We start from the raw sequence: 18,813 nt of genomic DNA, 5'->3' as shown, positions 1-18,813 counted from the left end.
TTACAACTACGCGATAAACACTACTGGATGATAAACGCCGTGAACAACACGTCATCGACTTTTTGCGGCTCGCCCTTGGGCGTGAACGGCTCCTTGACGGCGGTAACGATTTCCTTGGCCAGTTGCTGCTTGCCCTCGACGGTGGAAATCTCCGATGCCTTCTTACCCGACAGCAGCAGCAATATACGGCTGCGCACCTTGGCCATATTCACTTTCATCTCTTCGGCTTGCTTGGCGCCCTGCACCTGCAAGGTCATGGCGATCTGCAGATACTGCGGTTCGCCTTCCGGCTGCAAATTAACAGTGAACGAATCGATTTGCAGATACTCCGGTGTCTCCACCTTTTCTACCTTGTGCTCGGGCGCTGCGTGCTCGCCCTTGGGCTTCATCAGGAACCAGCCGGCGCCACCACCACCGGCGAGCAGCAAGACGGCGGCGATGATGATGATCTTCTTTTTCGATCCGCCTGCCGGTACCTCGCCTGGGGCTGCGGCTTTTGGTTGAGCTTTCATGGATGCATTTTACTTTCTAGGGTGCTGGTACGGCGCGAATGGTGCTCGCCAGTATTATGTCATTATCGGCAAAAAATAAGGCGGGCCATGCCCTGAAAAGAGACGTTTAATGCGCCCATCTCCAGCATGCTGCAGGCCACCGGCCCGCAGTTGCTGTTCGAATGCTAACGCAATGGCCGTTTTGTGTTGCGCTGGCGAAGCCGCGCCTGGCTCAGGCAGCTCATGCAACTCAGGCGAAGGTGTCGACGGCGCCATCGGCGCTGAGAATGCGGCCGCGCCGCACGGCGGGCTCGGTGCTGCTGCCGTTGGCATCGGCGCCGAAGCGGCCGCGTCCGCCCCGGCCGTTACTCTGCTCTCCCTGCTGCGCCTGGCGCTGCTGGGCACCGTCGTTGACGCTGGCGTTGCCCAGCGCGATGCCGCTTTCACCCATCATGTCGCGCAGCCGCGGCATGGCTTGTTCGAGCGCGGCGCGCACTTCCGGCTGGGCTGACGAGAACGTCACCTGGGCCATGTCATTGCTCACGCTGAGCACCACCTGCACCGGACCGAGGTCAGGCGGATTGAGGGTCAGGGTGGCGGTCTGCTCCTGGCCGGCCGCCATCCAGACAATTTTCTGGCCCACCTGGGTGTCCCAGGCGGCGCTGCCGACGCGGGCGGACAGACGGTCAGGCGGCGCGATGGCCGCCTGCGCCGGTGCCAGCGAAGCTTGTTGCAGCGGTGCCGACAGTGGCGCCGCCGCCGTGGCACTGGCCAGTTCGCGCGCCAGCGGCAATTCGGCGCGCTCGCCAGCGCGGCCGGGCGCAGCGTCGACGTGCGCCTGCAGCACACCGCCGAAGGCCGCGCCACTGTCCGCGGCGGCAGCCAGCGGGGCGCTGTTGTCGGTGCTGGCGGCCACCTTGGCCGTGCCTGCCGTCGCGCCGGCGGCGCCATCGGCGACGGCGCTGCGCGCGCTGGCACCGGCACCGGCGCGCGCATGGTCGAACATCTGCGCCAGGTTGTGGGCGCCATCGCGCGAGGCGGCCAGGCCGGCGCCGCCGGCGGCCAGCAAATCGGCCTGCAGCGCCACCTGGTCGGCCCGCTTGCCATCGACGGCACTGCCGGCTGGCGCTGCCACCGGCGCGGCTGGCTGATTAAAACTGGCGACGATGGCGATCAGCCCGGCCATCGGGCTGGCGCCGGCGAGGTCGGCGTGGGGGTCTTGGGCGCTGTCGCTGTCAGTATCGCTGGCGGGGTCGCTGCCGCTGCCGCTACCTTTACCGCTGGCGGCGCGCGCGCCCTGCTCGGCCGCCGGCGCTGTGGCGGTCGGTGCTGGCGTGGTCGACGCGTTATCGGTGCTGGCGCTGGCCGCATTGGTGGCGTCGGTCGCAGCGGGCGCGCTCTGCTGGCTGCGCGCGGCGCCGCTGGCCGGCGCTGGCGGCGCGCTGCGCACGCTCTGCGCTGCCTGGGCATCCTGCTGGCGCTGCTGCTGCTGGCGCGCCAGGGTCTGGGCAAACTGCGCGCCGTCGGCCGCATTGGCGCCCTGGCGGTTCGGTGCCGCGCTGGCCGGCGCCGCCGGCGGGCTGGAGAAAACGGGGAGTGTGGTGTTTTGCATGATCTGTCAGTGGTCAAGGGGAGGAGCCGCCGGCTGCTGCTCTATTTGCGGTAATACGCCTGGCGGGCCGCGTGTTCGTCCATCTGCTTCTGGTCGCGCTTGTTTTCGGTGTGCAGGGCATCCTGCGCCGCCCGCTCGCTCAGGGTGCGAAACGACAGGCGCTTGCGCTCGCATGCCTGCCAGTTCAGTTTGGCCAGTGCGCTTTTTGCTTCGGCGTGCTTGACGACCTCGCGCTGGCCGTTGATTGCATTGTCGAGCTTGCCCATGAAGGCGACGAAGTTATGGTACGCCAGTGGGGTAATGCCATTCATTTGCGCCGCTTCCAGTTTGGCCGCATAGTCGTCGCGGTAGCCGTGCAACATGGTCAACTTTTGCTGCGCTTCCTCCACTGCGGCGAGTTCAGCGCCCAGCTTTTTGGCGGCGTTGTCGGTCGCGGTCTGGGCCAGGCCGATCAGGGTGGCAAGGGCGGAGAGGTTGGCCATGGTGAAAAGTATACAGCGCGCAGTTGACGTTTGATCAGCCGAACAGAGCGGTCAATTGGCCCAAGCTCATTAACATGTCTTCCTTGTCGCCGATTTCCTGGCACAGGAAGGTTTCGATCTTGTCATGCAGGGCAATCGCCTGATCGAGCACCGGGTCGCTGCCCGACACATAGGCGCCCACGCTGATCAGATCGCGCGAGCGCTCATAGCGCGAGTAGAGCTGTTTGAGTTTGCGAGCGGCCTGCTGGTGGCCGCTCGAGGTGATGCCGTGCATGGCGCGGCTGATCGATTGTTCGATGTCGATGGCGGGGTAGTGGCCCGCTTCGGCCAGGTGGCGGTTGAGGACGATGTGACCGTCGAGGATACCGCGGGCAGCATCGGCGATCGGGTCTTGCTGGTCGTCGCCTTCCGACAGCACGGTATAAAAGGCGGTGATCGAGCCGCCCCCTTCAACGCCATTGCCGGCCCGTTCGACCAGCACCGGCAGCTTGGCAAATACCGACGGCGGATAGCCCTTGGTGGCGGGCGGCTCGCCAATTGCCAGGGCGATCTCGCGCTGCGCCATGGCGTAGCGGGTCAGCGAATCCATGATCAACAGGACGTTCATGCCCTGGTCGCGGAAATGCTCGGCGATCGCGGTGGCGTAGGCGGCGCCCTGCAGGCGCATCAGCGGCGGGCTGTCGGCGGGCGCGGCCACCACCGCCGAACGCGCGCGGCCCTCCGGTCCCAGAATCTGTTCGATGAATTCCTTCACCTCGCGGCCCCGTTCACCGATCAGGCCGACGACGATGACGTCGGCCGTGGTGTAGCGCGCGATCATCCCCAGCAGCACCGATTTGCCGACGCCGGTGCCGGCGAACAGGCCCAGACGCTGGCCGCGGCCGACCGTCAGCATGGCGTTAATTGCCCGCACGCCGACGTCGAGGGTGTCGGTGATGGGGGCGCGGTCGAGCGGGTTGACGGGGCGCGCGTTGATCGGCGCCATTTCGTCGCTGTTGAGGGGACCGAGGCCGTCGAGCGGGCGGCCGGCGCCATCGACCACGCGGCCAAGCAGCTTGAGGCCGACCGGCAGATGGCGCGCACGGTCGCTGGGCCGGCGCCGTGGATGCAGCACGCTGCCCGGACGCGGGATCGATGGCTCGACCGGGAACACGCGCGAACCGGGCACCACCCCTTCGACGTCGGACTGCGGCATCAGGAACAGGCGTTCGCCGTCGAAGCCGACCACTTCGGCGTCGATGCGCACGCCGCTGGGCATGGGGATGGTGCAGGCGCTGCCCACCGCCAGGCGCAAACCGACGCACTCCATCACCAGGCCGGCGACGCGGGTGATGCGGCCCGATACCTGCATCGGCTCGACGAAGTTGACCAGCGAATCGCAGTCGCGCAGATACGATTTCCAGCGCGCCGTGTGCGGATCATGGTCGGCCAGGCCGCTGGCGTAGGTGGCGTCCATGCCGCTGCGGCCGGGAGGCGCTTTCGGCACCATGCTCATACTCAGGCGAGCCAGTCGATGTCTTTGCCGAGCGCGTGCGACAGGCGCTCCCAGCGCGCGCCGACGGTGGCGTCGATCTGGTTGGTGGCGGTGTCGATGCGGCAGCCGCCGCGCGCCATGGCGGGGTCGCGCGCGAGGCGCCAGCCGCCCTTGTCGAGTTCTTCGCCGAGCACGCCGCTGACCAGTTCCGCGTCTTGCGGATGCAAATGCAGCACCGCCGGCTGCTGCACCACCGGCAGGTAATCGATCGCTTCGCGCACCACCCCGAGCACCAGTTCGGGCTTGATCTCGAGGGCGCTTCTGAGCATGGTTTTGGCCAGGTGCAGGGCCAGTTCCAGCACGTCGGCGGCGATGCTTTCGTCGGCTGCCGCCAGCGCGCCGGCAAACTCGCCGGCGATGCTTTGCAGGTGCTCCAGTTCGACCGCCGCTTCGGCGCGGCCGAGCGCCAGGCCGTCGGCGTAACCGGCGGCGTGGCCGGCCTGTTCGCCCAGCACGCGGGCCTGTTCGGTGATCTGCGCCAGTTCTTCGTCGGACGGTCCGGCGTAGACGGGGGTGGGAACCAGGGCGGCGCGGGCGGCGAGTGTACTGGGACGGTTGTCGCCGAACGAGTTCATCTCCCAGCGTTGATAGGCGGTCTGCTGCTCCTTCGGCACGCCGGGTTTGGGAAGGTCAGACAAACGAATCCTCGCCTTTTCCGCCCAACACGATCTGGCCTTCGTCGGCCAGGCGGCGGACGATCTGCAGGATCTGCTTTTGCTGCGCCTCGACCTCGGACAGACGCACCGGGCCTTTCGATTCGAGGTCTTCGCGCATCATCTCGCCGGCGCGCTGGGACATGTTCTTGAAAATTTTCTCGCGCAGGTCTTGCGAGGCGCCCTTGAGGGCGATGATCAGCATGTCCGACTGCACTTCGCGCAGCAGCAGCTGGATGCCGCGGTCATCGATGTCGATCACGTTATCGAACACGAACATCTCGTCCATGATCTTCTGCGCCATGTCGTTGTCGTAGTTCTTGATGTTGTCCATCACCGAACCCTCCTGCTCGCCGCTCATGAAGTTGAGGATTTCGGCTGCCGCGCGTACCCCGCCCAGCGATGACTTCTTGATGTTCTCGTTGCCCGACAATAGCTTGGTGAGGACGTCGTTCAATTCGCGCAGCGCCGCTGGCTGCACGCCGTCGAGGGTGGCAATGCGCAGTACTGCATCGTTGCGCAGGCGGTCAGTAAAATGGCCGAGGATTTCGCAGGCCTGATCGCGCTCGAGGTGGACCAGGATGGTGGCGATGATCTGCGGGTGTTCGTTGCGAATCAGTTCGGCCACCGACGAGGCGTCCATCCACTTGAGGCTCTCGATGCCGGAAGCGTCCTTGCCGCCGAGGATACGCGAGAGCAGCACCGACGCCTTGTCGTCGCCCAGCGCCTTGGTCAGCACCTGGCGGATGTATTCGTCCGAGTCGAGACCGACGGTGGAATTGAGCGCAGTCTGTTCGACGAACGATTCGAGCACCGTCACCACCTGCTCGTGCTGCACGCTTTTCATGGTCGCCATGGCGGCGCCGAGCTTGAGCACTTCGCGCGGGCCGAGAAATTTCATCACCTCGGCCGCTTCCGCTTCGCCGATGGCGAGCATCAAAATGGCCGCCTTCTGTATGCCGTTATCGTTCATGCGAGCCTGCTATTCATTTGCGCCTACCCATGCCTTGACGACGTTGGCCACCACGCGCGGATCATCCGTCGCCAGCTTTTTCGCCATCATTAAATTATCGCGATAGCCGCTCTGCACCTGCACAGCCACTGCCGCTTCCTGTTCTTCCAGTTGGTGTTCGATGGCCTCTTCTTCGGTCTCGACGACCACCGGGGCGGGGTCGGCCGTGAGCTTGTCGATCTTGCGCATCAGTGGCCGCAGCAGGGGGCTGAGGAAGCGGAACCAGAGGAACAGCAGCACCACGGCAGCGAGCATGAACTTGCCGATTTCCTTGGCCATGTCGATGTTGCTGCTGTCGCGCCACCACGGCGTCGCCGCCGGCGGATCTTCCGGCCGGTCGACGCCATCGAACGGTGCGTTGGTGACGTTGAGGGTGTCGCCGCGCTCCTTGTTAAAGCCCATCGCTTCGCGCACCAGGTCATTGATCTGCGCGACTTCGGCGGCCGTCAGGGCCTTGATGGTGACCTTGCTGGTCTTCGGGTCGACCAGCCGGCGGTAATTGACCACCACGCCAACCGACAGGCGCTTGATGCCGCCCATCGGTTTTTGTTCGTAGCGTACCGTCTTGTCGACTTCAAAATTGGTGGTGCTGTCCTTGCGGGTGGGGCCAGCGGCGGCGGCGGCCGGTGCAGCCGGGGCGCCAGCGGTGATCGGTGCGGTGGCCGCGCCCGGCGGCTGGTTCGACAGCGCACCGGGCACGCCACTCGGGTTGCCAGCGGCGCCGGCGCCCGCTTCGGACGACTGCTGGCTGCGGATTGCCTGCGGTTCCGGCGGTGAATTCGGTTTGTAGCTTTCGGCGGCGGTGTCGGTCTGGGCGAAGTCGACATCGGCGGTGGCTTCGGCGCGCACATTGCCCTTGCCGACCAGCGGCTCGATCAGCGACTGCACCTGGTTGACGATACCCTGCTGCAGCTGGACCACGTATTTGAGCTGGTTCGGGTCGAGGTTCTTGCCGGTGGCCGATTTGTTTGAGGTGTCCGACAGCAGGTTGCCGGCCTGGTCGACCACGGTGACGCTGGCCGGCGCCAGTTCCGGCACGCTGGAGGCGACCAGGTGGACGATGGCGCTGACCTGGGCGGCATCGATGGTGCGCCCGGTCTGCAAGTTGAGCAGCACCGAGGCGGTGGGTTTTTGCTGGTCGCGCACGAATACCTGCGGTTTCGGCAGCGCCAGGTGCACGCGCGCGGTCGATACCGCCGCCAGCGACTGGATCGAGCGCGCCAGTTCGCCCTCGAGCGAACGCTGGTAATTGACCTGTTCGAGGAACTGCGACACCCCCAGCTTCTGGTTTTCCATCAGCTCGAAGCCGACATTGCCGCCCTTCGGCAAACCCTGCGCGGCCAGTTTGAGGCGCACGTCATGGACCACGTTCGACGCCACCAGGATGGCGCTGCCGCCTTCGGAAAACTTGTATTTGACGCCCATCTGGTCGAGCGACGCGGTGATTGCGCCGCCGTCCTTGTCGCTGTAGTTGGCAAACAGGACACGGTATTCGGGCTGCTGGCTCCACATCCATACCGCCACCATCACCGCCAGCACCACTGCGCCGACCACGCCGAGCAGGATGTTGCGGCCGAACGCCGTTTGCAGGAAGCTCTGCGGTTCGGTGGGGAGGGTCAGGGTGTCCGCTGCTGCCATGGTAAGTGCATTTTCGAGGGTGCCCGCCGGGAAGGGCGGCGTCCAAAGGGGTGGCGATGTCCCGCGCTACAGTAACGGCGCGAGGGCTTGACCCATATTATGGTTGCCGCACGACAAAATCAATCCCTTAAACAGAGCGGCAATTGGCGTTCTGCTCGGCCGAAATTGGCGCGCCGGCACTGCTATTGTGTAAGCCTGAGTCAGCTTGTACACATTGTACTCTCGTGACAGCAAGCAATGAAGGAGCGAACCATGAGTATCAGCGCCATCGGTGGCATCGACAGCAGCCGCATCCAGGCGATGATGGAGCAGTTGAAGGCGGCCGCCAGCCGGCCGGCGGCCAGCGCCATGGCGCCGGCCGCGCTGGCAGAGACGGGCGGCGCCAGCAAGGTGACGTTTTCGGACGCCCTCAAATCGTCGCTGGAGTCGGTCAACGCCAGCCAGGTCAAGGCCGAGCAGCTGGGCCAGGCGTTCGCCGCTGGCGACGACAAGGTCAATTTGTCGGATGTAATGATCTCGATGCAAAAGGCCAGTATTAATATGCAGGCGACGGTGCAGGTGCGCAACAAAGTGGTGGCGGCGTACCACGAAATCATGAATATGCAGGTGTAACTCGCCAGGGGGGCTGGCACCTGCGGTGCCTGTCCCTTGTGTGCGTTGCCGGCGCTTCAAACTGGGCCAAACAGCACCGTCGGTGCCAGTCCCCCTGCTGCTGTTGCTGCTGCTGCGGTCTGCAGGATCTGGCGGATCTCCGGCACGCATGAGCCGCAGTTGCCACCCGCCTTGACGCACGCCGTCACCGCTGCCACCGTCGTCAACTGCGCGCGCGCGATGGCGGCGGCGATGGTGTTGCGCCCCACCCCAAAGCACGAACAGACAGTCGGCCCGGCGTCCTGGCCGGCCGTCAGCGCCTGCCCGCTGAGTAAGCCGGCGCGGTCCTGCGTCGACAATGCCCCCTGGTCAAACAAACTGGCCAGCCAGGCGCGCGAGGGCAGGTCCGGCCGTGGTGAAATGAACACGCACTGGGCGATGCGGTCATCGACCAGGTGTACGCCGCGGTAGATATTGCGCGCGCGGTCGTGGTAATCGATCCAGTCGGCGTCGACCTCGGTCACCCCCAGCAGCTGGCGCGCCCACGCCGCGTGATCGGCAATGACGGCGCGTCCGGCCAGTTCAAAACGGCTGAACGAGGCGCCGCGGATTTTGGTCCAGTGGGTCAGCAAATCAAGCTGCGGCTCGCCGCGGGTGAGGACAAAGCCATGCCAGGCGACGCCGAACGGCGTCACCCGCACCGGCGTGTGCTTGAACTCCGGCTCGCCCGAGATGGGGTCGACCGCCGGATTGCAGACGGCGCCCACACGCGCGTCCGACGCATTCTGGCCGTTCCAGTGGATCGGCACGAAAATGCCGCCACGGGCGATGCCGCCGCCGTGCTGCACCCGCGCCACCATCGCGCCCCAGCGGCTGGCCACCCGCGCCAGTTCGCCTTCGCGCACGCCGCAGGCCAGCGCGTCCTGCGGATGCATGTCGATAAACGATTCGGCCGTGTGGCCGGCCAGCCGCGCTGCCTTGCCGGTGCGCGTCATGGTGTGCCACTGGTCGCGCACTCGGCCCGTGTTAAGGGCCAGCGGGTAGTCGTCGTCGACCGGATTGGCCGGCGCCCGCGGCACGCTGGCGATGAATCGTCCCTTGCCATCGGCATGGGCGAAGTGGCCATCGCCAAACAGGCGTGCCTGTCCCAGCGGCCACTGCACCGGCGCCAAGGCGTCATACGCGGCGCTGCTCATGCCTTCGAGGCCGGCGAGCGTAAAGCGGCGCGTGTTGGCGCCCTCGTTGGCGGCCATCGACAGCCGCGCATGTTCGTCGAAAATGGCTGCCGGGCCGGCGAAATCGAAGCCCTGGTAGCCCATTTTTTGCGCCACCTGGCACAGCACCTGCCAGTCGGCGCGCGCCTGCCCCGGCGCTGGCAAAAAGGCGCGCTGGCGCGTGATGGTGCGCTCCGAATTGGTCACGCTGCCATCTTTTTCTCCCCAGCCCAGCGCCGGCAGCACGATATCGGCAAACGCCATGGTGTCGGTGCTGGCGACGATGTCGGACACCACCACCAGTTCGCACTGTTCAAGCGCGCGTTTTACCTGGTCGGCGTCGGGCAGGCTGACCAGCGGATTGGTGGCGATGACCCATACCGCCTTGACCTTGCCCGCCTCGATATCGCGGAACAGGTCGACCGCCTTCAGGCCGGGCCGTTCGGCAATCGCCGGCGAACCCCAGAACTGCTGGACGATGGCGCGGTGGCTGGCGTTGTCCAGTTCCATGTGCGCCGCCAGCATGTTGGCCAGCCCCCCCACTTCGCGCCCGCCCATGGCGTTGGGCTGGCCGGTCAGCGAAAACGGCCCCATGCCGGGTTTGCCGATGCGCCCCGTGAGCAGGTGGCAGTTGATGATGGCGTTGACCTTGTCGGTGCCGCACGACGATTGATTGACCCCTTGCGAGTAGGCGGTGACAACCCGCGTCGTGGCGGCAAACGCCTGGTAAAACGCCAGCACGCTGGCGACGTCGATGCGGCAGGCGAGGGCGACGGCGGCGGGGTCACTCGGGCCGGCCGCGGTCAGCGCCGCCGGCAAACCGCTGGTGTGGGCGGCGACGTAATGCGCATCGGCGTGGTCACTGGCGGCCAGATACGCCAGCAAACCATTGAACAGCCAGACATCGGTGCCCGGCCTGATCGCCAGGTGCAGGTCGGCCCCTTCGCAGCTGGCGGTGCGGCGCGGGTCGATCACCACCAGTTTAAAATCGGGGCGCGCTTCCTTGATGCGGGCGATGCGCTGGAACAGGATCGGATGGCACCATGCCGCATTCGAGCCGGCCAGCACCACCATGTCGGCCAGTTCGAGGTCGTCGTAGCAGCCGGGCACGATGTCTTCGCCAAACGCGCGCTTGTGGCCGGCCACGCTCGACGACATGCACAGGCGCGAATTGGTGTCGATATTGGCGCTGCCGATGTAGCCTTTCATGAGCTTGTTGGCGACATAATAATCTTCCGTCAGCAGCTGGCCGGAGACATACAGCGCCACCGCATCGGGACCGTGGCGATCGATGATGGTTTGAAAACCGCTCGCCACCCGCGCAATGGCGTCGTCCCAGTCGATGCGGCGCAGGGCGCCGTCTTCACGCACGGCTGGATACAGCAGGCGCTCGTCGAGGCTGAGCGTGTCGCCCAGCGCTGCGCCCTTGACGCACAGGCGGCCGCGGTTGGCGCAGTGGCTGGTATCGCCTTCGATGACGACGCTGCCGTTGGTGGCGCGGGTGGCTTTGACGCCGCAGCCGACGCCGCAGTAGGGACAGCTGGTGAGAACGGCAGTATGCATGGGGACCTTGTCAGGCGGCGCGGCTGCACAGCGCTTCGCCGAACAGCAGCTGCTGGCGGATCGGGGCGATGTTCACGCGTTGCCGGATTAATTCAGAATACCAGGGACCGTCGCTGACGTCGCCGTACAGCACTGCGCCGGTCAGCACATCGCCCTCGACGATCAAGCGTTTGTAGATGCCGCGACGGGGGTCGCGCAGCACCAGGTCTTCGCTGCTGGCGGTGCCGGAAAAATCGCCCACCGAATACAGTTCGATGCCGGTCACTTTTAAGCGCGTGGGCGTCGACGTTTGCACGTAGCGGCGGTGACCGCTGCGCGCCAGGTGGGCGCCGGCCACCTTGGCCTGCTCCCACAGCGGCGCCACCAAACCGAAGGTGGCGCTGCGGTGCTGCACGCATTCGCCGACCGCGTAGATGCGCGGATCGTAGGTTTGCAAGGTGTCGTCGACGACGATGGCGCGCTCGCAATACAGGCCGGCCTGCCGTGCCAGTTCGATATTCGGCCGCACCCCCGCCGTCATCACCACCAGGTCGGCGGGAATGGCCGTGCCGTCCTTGAAGCGCACCGCCCTCACGCGGCGTGCGCCAGCGATCTCGGTGGTCTGCGCTTGCATGCGAAATTCGATGCCGCGCAGCGTCAGCGCCTGTTGCAGCAGACGTGCGGCGTTCTTGTCGAGCTGCTGGTTCATCAGGGTGTCGCTGACGTGCACCACGGTGACATGCATTCCGCGCCGGTGCAGGCCGTTGGCCGCTTCCAGTCCCAGCAGGCCGCCGCCGATCACCACCGCGTGGCCGCCGTGCGCGCTGGCGGCCAGCATGGTGTCGACATCGGCGAGATCGCGAAAGCCGATCACCCCCGGCAGCAGGTGGCCCGGTACGGGAAGGATGAAGGGGGTCGAACCGGTGGCCAGCAGCAGCCGGTCGTACCAGACTTCGCGGCCGGATTTTGAGCGCACCAGGCGGCGCTGGCGGTCGATGTGCACCACCGGGTCGCCGCTGTAAAGGGTGATGCCCTGTTCGAGGTACCAGGCGCGCGAGTGAATGACGATGTCTTCGCGCGCCTTTTCGCCCGCCAGCACCGGCGAGAGCAGGATGCGGTTGTAATTGGTGTGCGGCTCGGCGCCGAACACGGTGATGTCGTACAGTGCCGGCGCCAGCTTGAGCAGCTCTTCGACGGTGCGCATGCCAGCCATGCCGTTGCCGACCACGACGAGCGACTGGCGCGGCGGCACCAGCACGGGCATGGTCGCAGTCATGGTCCCGGTCGTGGTGCCGGTCATGGTCCCACCGATGGACCGACCCATACCGTACCGTCGCGCACGCAGGCGCGCCACGGCCGCACCGAGTGCTGCGGCGCTTCCAGGCATTCGCCGGTGCGCAAGTCAAAATGCTGCTTATAGATGGGCGAAGCGACCACCAGGCGCTCGCCGAGGTTGCCGACCAGCCCGCGCGCGAGCACGGCGGCGTGCGAGTTGGCGTCGTAATTGCCGATGGCGTAGACCTCGCCATCGACGCGAAACAGCGCCACCTGGGCGCCGTCGACCAGTGCGCACACGCCGCTGTCGGGCAGGATGTCGTCGAGGGCGCAAACGGCGGTCAGGGTGGGCGTGAGCGGGCTGCTGGTCATGGTGTCGCTTTCGATGAAGGTGGGGGTCACGCCTGGCTGACGATGGGGATCACGCGGCGCTGCTTTTCTTCAAAGCTGGCCGGGCGGATCTGGCCGCGCTCGGACAGGAACACGACATTGGCGTCGACTGCGTCGCTGTTGACGAAGTGGCGGAAGCGCTTGCGCGTTTCGGGATTGTCGAGCGCCGCCTGCCACTCGCAAGCATAGGTGTCGACCACCCGCTGCAGGTCCGCCTCCAGTTCGGCGGCCAGGCCCAGGCTGTCCATGATCACCACCTGCTTGAGGTAGTCGAGACCTCCTTCGAGGTTGTCGCGCCAGACGCTGGTGCGCTGCAGGCGCTCGGCGGTGCGCACGTAAAACATCAGCAGGCGGTCGACGTAGCGCACCACGGTCGCTTCATCGAGGTCGCTGGCAAACAGTTCGGCGTGGCGCGGCTTCATGCCGCCGTTGCCGCAGACGTACAGGTTCCAGCCCTTCTCGGTGGCGATCAGGCCGATGTCCTTGCCCTGCGCTTCGGCGCATTCGCGGGTGCAGCCGGAGACGCCGAACTTGATTTTATGGGGTGCGCGCAAGCCCTTGTAGCGGTTTTCCAGGCGGATGCCAAAGCCCATGCTGTCGCCGACGCCAAAGCGGCACCAGGTCGAGCCGACGCACGATTTGACGGTGCGCAGCGACTTGCCGTAAGCGTGGCCCGATTCGAAACCGGCAGCGATCAGCTCTTCCCAGATCAGCGGCAGCTGGTCGACGCGGGCGCCGAACAGGTCGACCCGGGCGCCGCCGGTGATCTTGGTGTACAGGCCATATTTTTTGGCCACCGTGCCCACCGCGATCAAGCCATCGGCAGTCACTTCACCGCCGGCCATGCGCGGTACCACCGAGTAGCTGCCATCCTTCTGAATATTGCCGAGGTAGTAGTCATTGGTGTCCTGCAGCGCCGCGTGCACGGGGGTGAGCACAAATTCGTTGTACAGCGAAGCGAAGATGCTGGCGGCGGCCGGTTTGCAGATGTCGCAACCGCGCCCGCTGCCGTGGCGCGCCAGCAGTTCCGGGAAGGTTTTTAAGCCCTCGACGCGCACCAGGTGCAGCAGCTGCTGGCGCGAATAAGGAAAATGCTCGCACAGGTGGTTGTTGACCGCCAGTCCCTGCTTTTTCATCTCCGCCTTCATCACCTGGGTCACCAGCGCCACGCAGCCGCCGCAGCTGGTGCCGGCGCAGGTGGCGCTTTTAATGGCGCCGATGCTGATGGCGCCATCGCGCACGGCGGCGCAGACGGCGCCCTTGGACACATCGTTACAGGAACACAGCTGGGCGCTGTCGGGCAGGGCGTCGACACCGAGGCCCGTCACCGCCACGCCATCGCTCGATGGCAGGATCAAAAATTCGGGCGCGGCCGGCAGGGCGATTTTGTTGAGCATCAGCTGCAGCAGGGTGCCGTATTCGGCGGCGTCGCCCACCAGCACGGCGCCCAGCAGATAGGTGCCGCAGCCGGAGACGACGATTTTTTTGTAGACCTGGCGGCGCTCGTCGAGATACTGGTAGCTGCGCGCACCCTCGGTGACGGTGTGGGCGTCGCCCAGGCTGGCGACGTCGACGCCCATCAGTTTGAGCTTGGTGCTCATGTCGGCGCCTGTAAAACTGGCCGGTTCGCCGGCCAGGTGGCGGGCGGCGGTGCGCGCCATGTCGTAGCCGGGTGCCACCAGGCCAAACAGCTGGCCGCGCCAGGCGGCGCATTCGCCGATGGCATAGATGTCGGGGTCGGAAGTGAGGCAGCTGTCGTCGATGGCGATGCCGCCACGCGCGCCCAGGGCGAGGCCGGCGGCGCGGGCGAGGTCGTCGCGCGGGCGGATGCCGGCCGAGAACACGATCATGTCGGCATCGAGCGCGCTGCCGTCGGCAAAGCGCAGGCGCTGGCGGCCCTGTTCACCGTCGATGATCTCGAGGGTGTTTTTTTGCGTGTGTACCGTCACCCCCAGCGCTTCGATGCGCTGGCGCAGCACGCGCGCGCCACCCTCGTCGACCTGCACCGCCATCAGGCGCGGCGCAAATTCGACCACGTGGGTGTGCAGGCCCAGGTCGACCAGCGCCTTGGCGCATTCGAGGCCGAGCAGGCCGCCGCCGATCACCACGCCGGTGGACGAGCGCGCGCCGCATTCGCGCATCGCTTCGAGGTCTTCGATGGTGCGGTAGACAAAACAGTCGCTGCGTTCGCGCCCCGGTACCGGCGGCACGAACGGCGTCGAGCCGGTGGCAAATACCAGCTTGTCGTAGCCCAGCACTTCGCCGCTGGCGACGGTCACCGTGTGGGCGCTGCGGTCGACCGCGATCACCCGTGCATTCAAGTGCAGCAGCACATTGCCGTGATCGAAAAAGCCGGGCGCCACCAGCGACAGGTCGTCGGCGGTTTTGCCGCTAAAAAATTCGGACAGGTGCACGCGGTCGTAGGCGGCGCGCGTCTCCTCGCCCAGCACCGTCACTTCCAGGTGCGTATTGGCGCCGAGTGCGAGCGACTCGAGCAATTTATGGCCGACCATGCCGTGGCCGATGACGATGATTTTCATGGTGCGTTTTCCCGTATTGGTTTTTATGCGGCGACGCCGGCGGCAGCGATGCCCGTGTTGTGGCGCGCGCCAAAGCGGGCGGCCAGCGCGCACAGCGCCGAGATCACCACCAGCACCGACAGGATCGATAGCGTTTGTTGAATGCTGCCGGTGCCTTTCATCAGAAAGCCGGCCAGTACGGCGCCGACGTTGCCGCCGGCGCCGATGATGCCGGCCACGCCGCCCAGGGCGCGGCTATCGATAAAAGGCACCAGCGCGTAAGTGGCACCGCAGGCCATGTGGGTGAACAGGCCAAACACCAGCATGGCGATGATGGCAAAGCTGGCGCTGCCGGCGTTGGCGAACCACAGCAGGCCGATGCCTTCGCCGATCATCATCACGAACAGCACCGTCACGCGCGCATTGAGCGAACCGCGGGCGGCGCTTTTATCGGACAGCCAGCCACCAAGCGCACGGGCGAACAGTGCCAGCAGGCCGAAGCTGCCGGCGGCGGCACCGGCCGCGCCCAGCGACAGGCCGAAGTGGTCGACGTAATAGACGGCGGCGATGTTATGGATAAAAATTTCGATGCCGAAGCAGGCGCCGTAAGTGACGAACAGCAGCCACACGCGGTGGTTGGCGGCGGCTGTCTTAAAACTGTCCCAGCCGCCTTTCTTGTTGCCCTCGATGGCGACGCCGGCGCGGCGCAGGTCGGCGTAGTTCCCTTGCGGGCAATCCTGGGTGTACCTGTAGTAGAGCACCGCCATGATCAGCATCATCACGCCGGGCACCACCAGCGCCAGCCGCCAGCCCAGCGACTGCGACACGCCGGTCATGACGATGGCGGTGAGCAGCAGCGGCATCAGGGCCTGGGCAGCGCCACCGCCCGCATTGCCCCAGCCGGCAGCGGCGGCATTGGCGGTGCCGACCACCTTCGGCGCGAACATCACCGAGGTGTGGTACTGGGTGATGACGAAGCTGGCACCGACCGCGCCAATGCCGAGTCGGAAAATCAGAAAGCTCTCGTAACTCTGCGCCAGCGCCACTCCCAGCACGGGAATGGCGCCCAGCGCCAGCAGGCCGGTATAGGTCAGGCGCGGGCCGAAGCGGTCGCACATGGGACCGACCACAAGGCGCACCAGGATGGTGATGGCGACGGCGGCGATGTTGATGTTGGCGATTTGCGCCAGTGACAGGTGAAACTCGCCCTTGATGACCGGCATCAGGGGAGCGCAGGCGAACCAGGCGAAAAAGCAGATAAAGAAGGCCATCCAGGTCAGGTGAAAGGCGCGCATGGGCGGCGTGGCAAAAGACAGCAGCTTGATGCTGGTCGCTTTGCTCGCATGCGTATCGGTGGTGGTCATGGTGGCTCCCGTATGTCGAAAACAAAAAAAGCGTCCGCGCAGCCGGGTGAATCAATCACCGGGATGGGCGGACGCCGTTGTCCGTGCTTGTCCTTCGTTGGACGGGGTGCTGCGAATTCTTGTAAGCCAGGTGGGTCGCCGTTGATCCACCCTGACAGTGATGCACGATCCGTGCCAGTGGCGCTTGCCCGGGGATACCTTGGTGCCCGCCTTAAAACGGTGCGTCAGCGCCCGCAAAAGATGCATGCTCGCCATTGCCCACACTTGGCGCGCCTGCAGGCCGCTCGGATGGTGGCGCCGCCACTGCGCGTTTTATCCCGTCTACGTTGGCAAGAAAGTAAATTTGTTTCTGATCACCATTTCCAGGCAACAGCAATTTGCACTATGATGTGTCGGTAAATTAATGGAACATTCACGTTGTGGTTTTCATTCGCCACCGTTGAAGCTTGTCAACGATAAATTTGTTAAGGTTGCTGATGGATACTCTTGAACAATTTGTAGAGAAATTTAGCAATGCGGTCGACTTTCAGGATGCCGTCGATCTGCGCGGCGAGACCGATCTGAAAACCTTGCCGGAGTGGGATTCGCTGGCGGCGCTGGGCGTGATCATTATGTTTGACATGGAATACAACAAAGCGATCACGGGCGCCGACCTGTTGACCTGCCGCACTCTCAGTGATGTTTATAAACTGATCGGCTGATCATGGCGCAGGTCAAACTCCAGAATGTGCGCTACGCCGGCATGACGACCTGCGTGCCGCACCGGGTGTTATCGAACATCCGTGACTGCCCGCCACAGATGCGCAACGCGCGCGAGCGGCTGGTGCGCAACATCGGCATTGAAGAGCGCCGCATCTGCGCTTCGTGGCAAACCTTTTCCGATCTCGCCTTTGACGCCGCCGAACAGCTCATTACCACCCTGAACTGGCAGCGCGACGAGATCGATGCGCTGATCATCGTCTCGCAGTCGCCCGACTACCTGTTGCCGTCGACCGCCATCATCATGCAGGACCGGCTCAAACTGAGCCAGTCGACCATCGCCTTCGATATCAATCTCGGTTGTTCCGGTTATGCCTTCGGCCTGCATGTGCTGGGCGCGATGATTGCCAGCGGTGGCATCAAAAAAGGCTTGATCCTGATCGGCGACCGTTCCGCCGGCGTCATCGACCCGCTGTTTTCCGATGCCGCCAGCGTCACCGCGCTCGAATACGATCCGGCGGCGCCGCCGATGTATTTTGATCTCAACAGCGATGGCAGCGGTCACCGCACCATCATGCTGCCCGCTGGCGGCCACCGCGAACCGTTTGGCATCCAGCACGCGCTGCCGTGGAAGGACAGCGACGGCATGTGGCGCAGCCCGACCGAACTGTGCCTCGACGGCCCGGCCGTACTGAGCTTTTCTACCCAGGTGGTGCCGCCGGCGGTGCGCAAGCTGCTCGAATTTGCCGATTGCCCCATCGCTGATGTCGACTACTTCCTGTTCCACCAGGCCAACCGCATGATCAACGAGACCATCCGCAAGAAGCTGGGGCTGGAGGCGGACAAAGTGCCATCGTCGCTGCGCGACTTCGGCAATACCAGCGGCGCCTCGATTCCCTTGACGATGACGACGCGGATCGGCGAGCAGCTCGATGGCCAGTCGGCGCGGCTGCTGATGTGCGGCTTTGGCGTCGGTCTGTCGTGGGGCACCTGCCTGGTCGATGTCGCCGGCGCCGTGTTCCCGGCGCTGATCGAGTCTTGAGCACGCCCTTCACCCTCGAAGGCAAGCGCCTGCTGGTGACGGGGGCGTCGTCCGGCATCGGCCGCGCCACCGCCACGCTGTGCGCCAGCATGGGCGCGCAGGTGGTGGCGTGCGGCCGCGATGCCGCCAAGCTGGCCGAGGTACTGGCCACGCTCGCTGGCAGTGGCCACAGCATGGTGGTGGGCGACCTCACCGAGGCGCCCGCGCGCCAGGCGCTGGTGGAAGCGACCGCGGTCCTCGACGGCGCCGTCTTTTGCGCCGGCAGCGTCACCCTGGCGCCGTTTCGGATGATCTCGCAGCGCCACATGGATGCCACCTTTGCCGTCAATTTCGAGGCGCCGGTGCTGCTGACCCAGGCGCTGTTCGCCAAAAAGAAGATCGCGGCGGGCGCCTCGCTGGTCTATATCACCGCAGTGGCCGAACACATCACCCCCACCGCCACCGGCATGTATTCCGCGGCCAAGGCGGCCCTGAAGGCCGCTGTCGGTACCATCGCCCAGGAATACGCGCGCCAGGGCATCCGCGCCAATTGCGTCTCGCCCGGTTATGTCGACACCCCGATGCTGGCCGGATTAAACAAGGTCATGGGCATGCAGGACAAGCTCGATCTGACCCCGCTGGGGCACATCGATGCCGACGACGTCGCCGGCGGCATCGCGTTTTTGCTGACGCCGGCCAGCAAATGGATTTCGCGCGTGAGCCTGGTGATCGACGGCGGTCTGATCCTGCACGTGCGTTAATTTCAGACGATGACA

Annotated in this window: 16 protein-coding genes; 4 read left to right on the top strand and 12 right to left on the bottom strand. The window is 65.4% G+C overall.

Annotated elements, in window-relative coordinates; all coding sequences use genetic code 11:
• Positions 1-20 precede the first annotated feature (20 nt).
• The 7 genes from fliL to fliF form a co-directional block, all read right to left on the bottom strand.
• Positions 21-512: a flagellar basal body-associated protein FliL gene (fliL, locus tag ACP7BZ_RS02880; RefSeq protein WP_426110135.1), complete on the bottom strand. Its 492-nt coding sequence runs from the start codon at positions 510-512 to the stop codon at positions 21-23.
• A gap of 229 nt (positions 513-741) precedes the next feature.
• Positions 742-2,103 (bottom strand): flagellar hook-length control protein FliK, encoded by a 1,362-nt coding sequence (locus ACP7BZ_RS02875; RefSeq protein WP_426110134.1) that lies wholly within the window; start codon positions 2,101-2,103, stop codon positions 742-744.
• 41 nt (positions 2,104-2,144) lie between these two features.
• Positions 2,145-2,585 carry a flagellar export protein FliJ gene (gene fliJ, locus ACP7BZ_RS02870; RefSeq protein WP_426110133.1) on the bottom strand — a complete coding sequence of 147 codons (441 nt, stop codon included), beginning with the start codon at positions 2,583-2,585 and terminating at the stop codon, positions 2,145-2,147.
• 34 nt (positions 2,586-2,619) lie between these two features.
• Positions 2,620-4,041 (bottom strand): flagellar protein export ATPase FliI, encoded by a 1,422-nt coding sequence (gene fliI, locus ACP7BZ_RS02865; RefSeq protein ID WP_426110522.1) that lies wholly within the window; start codon positions 4,039-4,041, stop codon positions 2,620-2,622.
• Between the two features lie 41 nt (positions 4,042-4,082).
• Positions 4,083-4,694: a flagellar assembly protein FliH gene (locus ACP7BZ_RS02860; protein ID WP_426110520.1), complete on the bottom strand. Its 612-nt coding sequence runs from the start codon at positions 4,692-4,694 to the stop codon at positions 4,083-4,085.
• 55 nt (positions 4,695-4,749) lie between these two features.
• Positions 4,750-5,745 (bottom strand): flagellar motor switch protein FliG, encoded by a 996-nt coding sequence (gene fliG, locus ACP7BZ_RS02855; protein WP_426110132.1) that lies wholly within the window; start codon positions 5,743-5,745, stop codon positions 4,750-4,752.
• 9 nt (positions 5,746-5,754) lie between these two features.
• Positions 5,755-7,422: a flagellar basal-body MS-ring/collar protein FliF gene (fliF, locus tag ACP7BZ_RS02850; RefSeq protein ID WP_426110131.1), complete on the bottom strand. Its 1,668-nt coding sequence runs from the start codon at positions 7,420-7,422 to the stop codon at positions 5,755-5,757.
• A gap of 252 nt (positions 7,423-7,674) precedes the next feature.
• On the opposite strand from fliF, the gene fliE reads away from it, so the two are divergent.
• A complete protein-coding gene (fliE, locus tag ACP7BZ_RS02845) occupies positions 7,675-8,034 on the top strand; it encodes a flagellar hook-basal body complex protein FliE (protein WP_426110130.1) in 360 nt (119 codons plus the stop codon).
• 56 nt (positions 8,035-8,090) lie between these two features.
• On the opposite strand, the gene ACP7BZ_RS02840 is transcribed toward fliE, so the two are convergent.
• Genes ACP7BZ_RS02840 through ACP7BZ_RS02820 form a run of 5 tightly spaced genes read right to left on the bottom strand, consistent with a single transcriptional unit; the run spans position 8,091 to position 16,317 of the window.
• Positions 8,091-10,790 (bottom strand): molybdopterin-dependent oxidoreductase, encoded by a 2,700-nt coding sequence (locus ACP7BZ_RS02840; RefSeq protein WP_426110129.1) that lies wholly within the window; start codon positions 10,788-10,790, stop codon positions 8,091-8,093.
• A 10-nt stretch (positions 10,791-10,800) separates the two neighbouring features.
• Positions 10,801-12,045 carry an NAD(P)/FAD-dependent oxidoreductase gene (locus ACP7BZ_RS02835; protein ID WP_426110128.1) on the bottom strand — a complete coding sequence of 415 codons (1,245 nt, stop codon included), beginning with the start codon at positions 12,043-12,045 and terminating at the stop codon, positions 10,801-10,803.
• A 20-nt stretch (positions 12,046-12,065) separates the two neighbouring features.
• Entirely contained in the window at positions 12,066-12,416 is a 351-nt protein-coding gene (gene nirD, locus ACP7BZ_RS02830) for a nitrite reductase small subunit NirD (RefSeq protein WP_426110127.1), read from the bottom strand.
• Between the two features lie 26 nt (positions 12,417-12,442).
• Complete coding sequence (gene nirB, locus ACP7BZ_RS02825; RefSeq protein WP_426110126.1) at positions 12,443-14,974, bottom strand: nitrite reductase large subunit NirB; 2,532 nt, start codon at positions 14,972-14,974, stop codon at positions 12,443-12,445.
• A 23-nt stretch (positions 14,975-14,997) separates the two neighbouring features.
• A complete protein-coding gene (locus ACP7BZ_RS02820; protein ID WP_426110125.1) occupies positions 14,998-16,317 on the bottom strand; it encodes an MFS transporter in 1,320 nt (439 codons plus the stop codon).
• A 476-nt stretch (positions 16,318-16,793) separates the two neighbouring features.
• On the opposite strand from ACP7BZ_RS02820, the gene ACP7BZ_RS02815 reads away from it, so the two are divergent.
• The 3 genes from ACP7BZ_RS02815 to ACP7BZ_RS02805 are packed head-to-tail and all read left to right on the top strand — an operon-like array spanning position 16,794 to position 18,798.
• Entirely contained in the window at positions 16,794-17,018 is a 225-nt protein-coding gene (locus tag ACP7BZ_RS02815) for an acyl carrier protein (RefSeq protein ID WP_426110124.1), read from the top strand.
• Positions 17,019-17,020: 2 nt separating this feature from the next.
• Positions 17,021-18,058, top strand: coding sequence for a ketoacyl-ACP synthase III (locus tag ACP7BZ_RS02810; RefSeq protein WP_426110123.1), 1,038 nt, complete (start codon positions 17,021-17,023; stop codon positions 18,056-18,058).
• The gene (locus ACP7BZ_RS02805) at positions 18,055-18,798 is read left to right on the top strand and encodes an SDR family NAD(P)-dependent oxidoreductase (protein ID WP_426110122.1); all 744 of its coding nucleotides are present in this window, start codon (positions 18,055-18,057) and stop codon (positions 18,796-18,798) included. Before ACP7BZ_RS02810 ends, ACP7BZ_RS02805 begins: the two co-directional genes overlap by 4 nt.
• Positions 18,799-18,813 lie beyond the last annotated feature (15 nt).

Origin of the sequence: Massilia sp. PWRC2, from assembly GCF_049896725.1 — a bacterium.
Taxonomy (GTDB): domain Bacteria; phylum Pseudomonadota; class Gammaproteobacteria; order Burkholderiales; family Burkholderiaceae_D; genus JAFCUW01.
The sequence above is the reverse complement of the archived record's forward strand: the minus strand, read 5'-3'. Positions and strand labels throughout refer to the sequence as shown.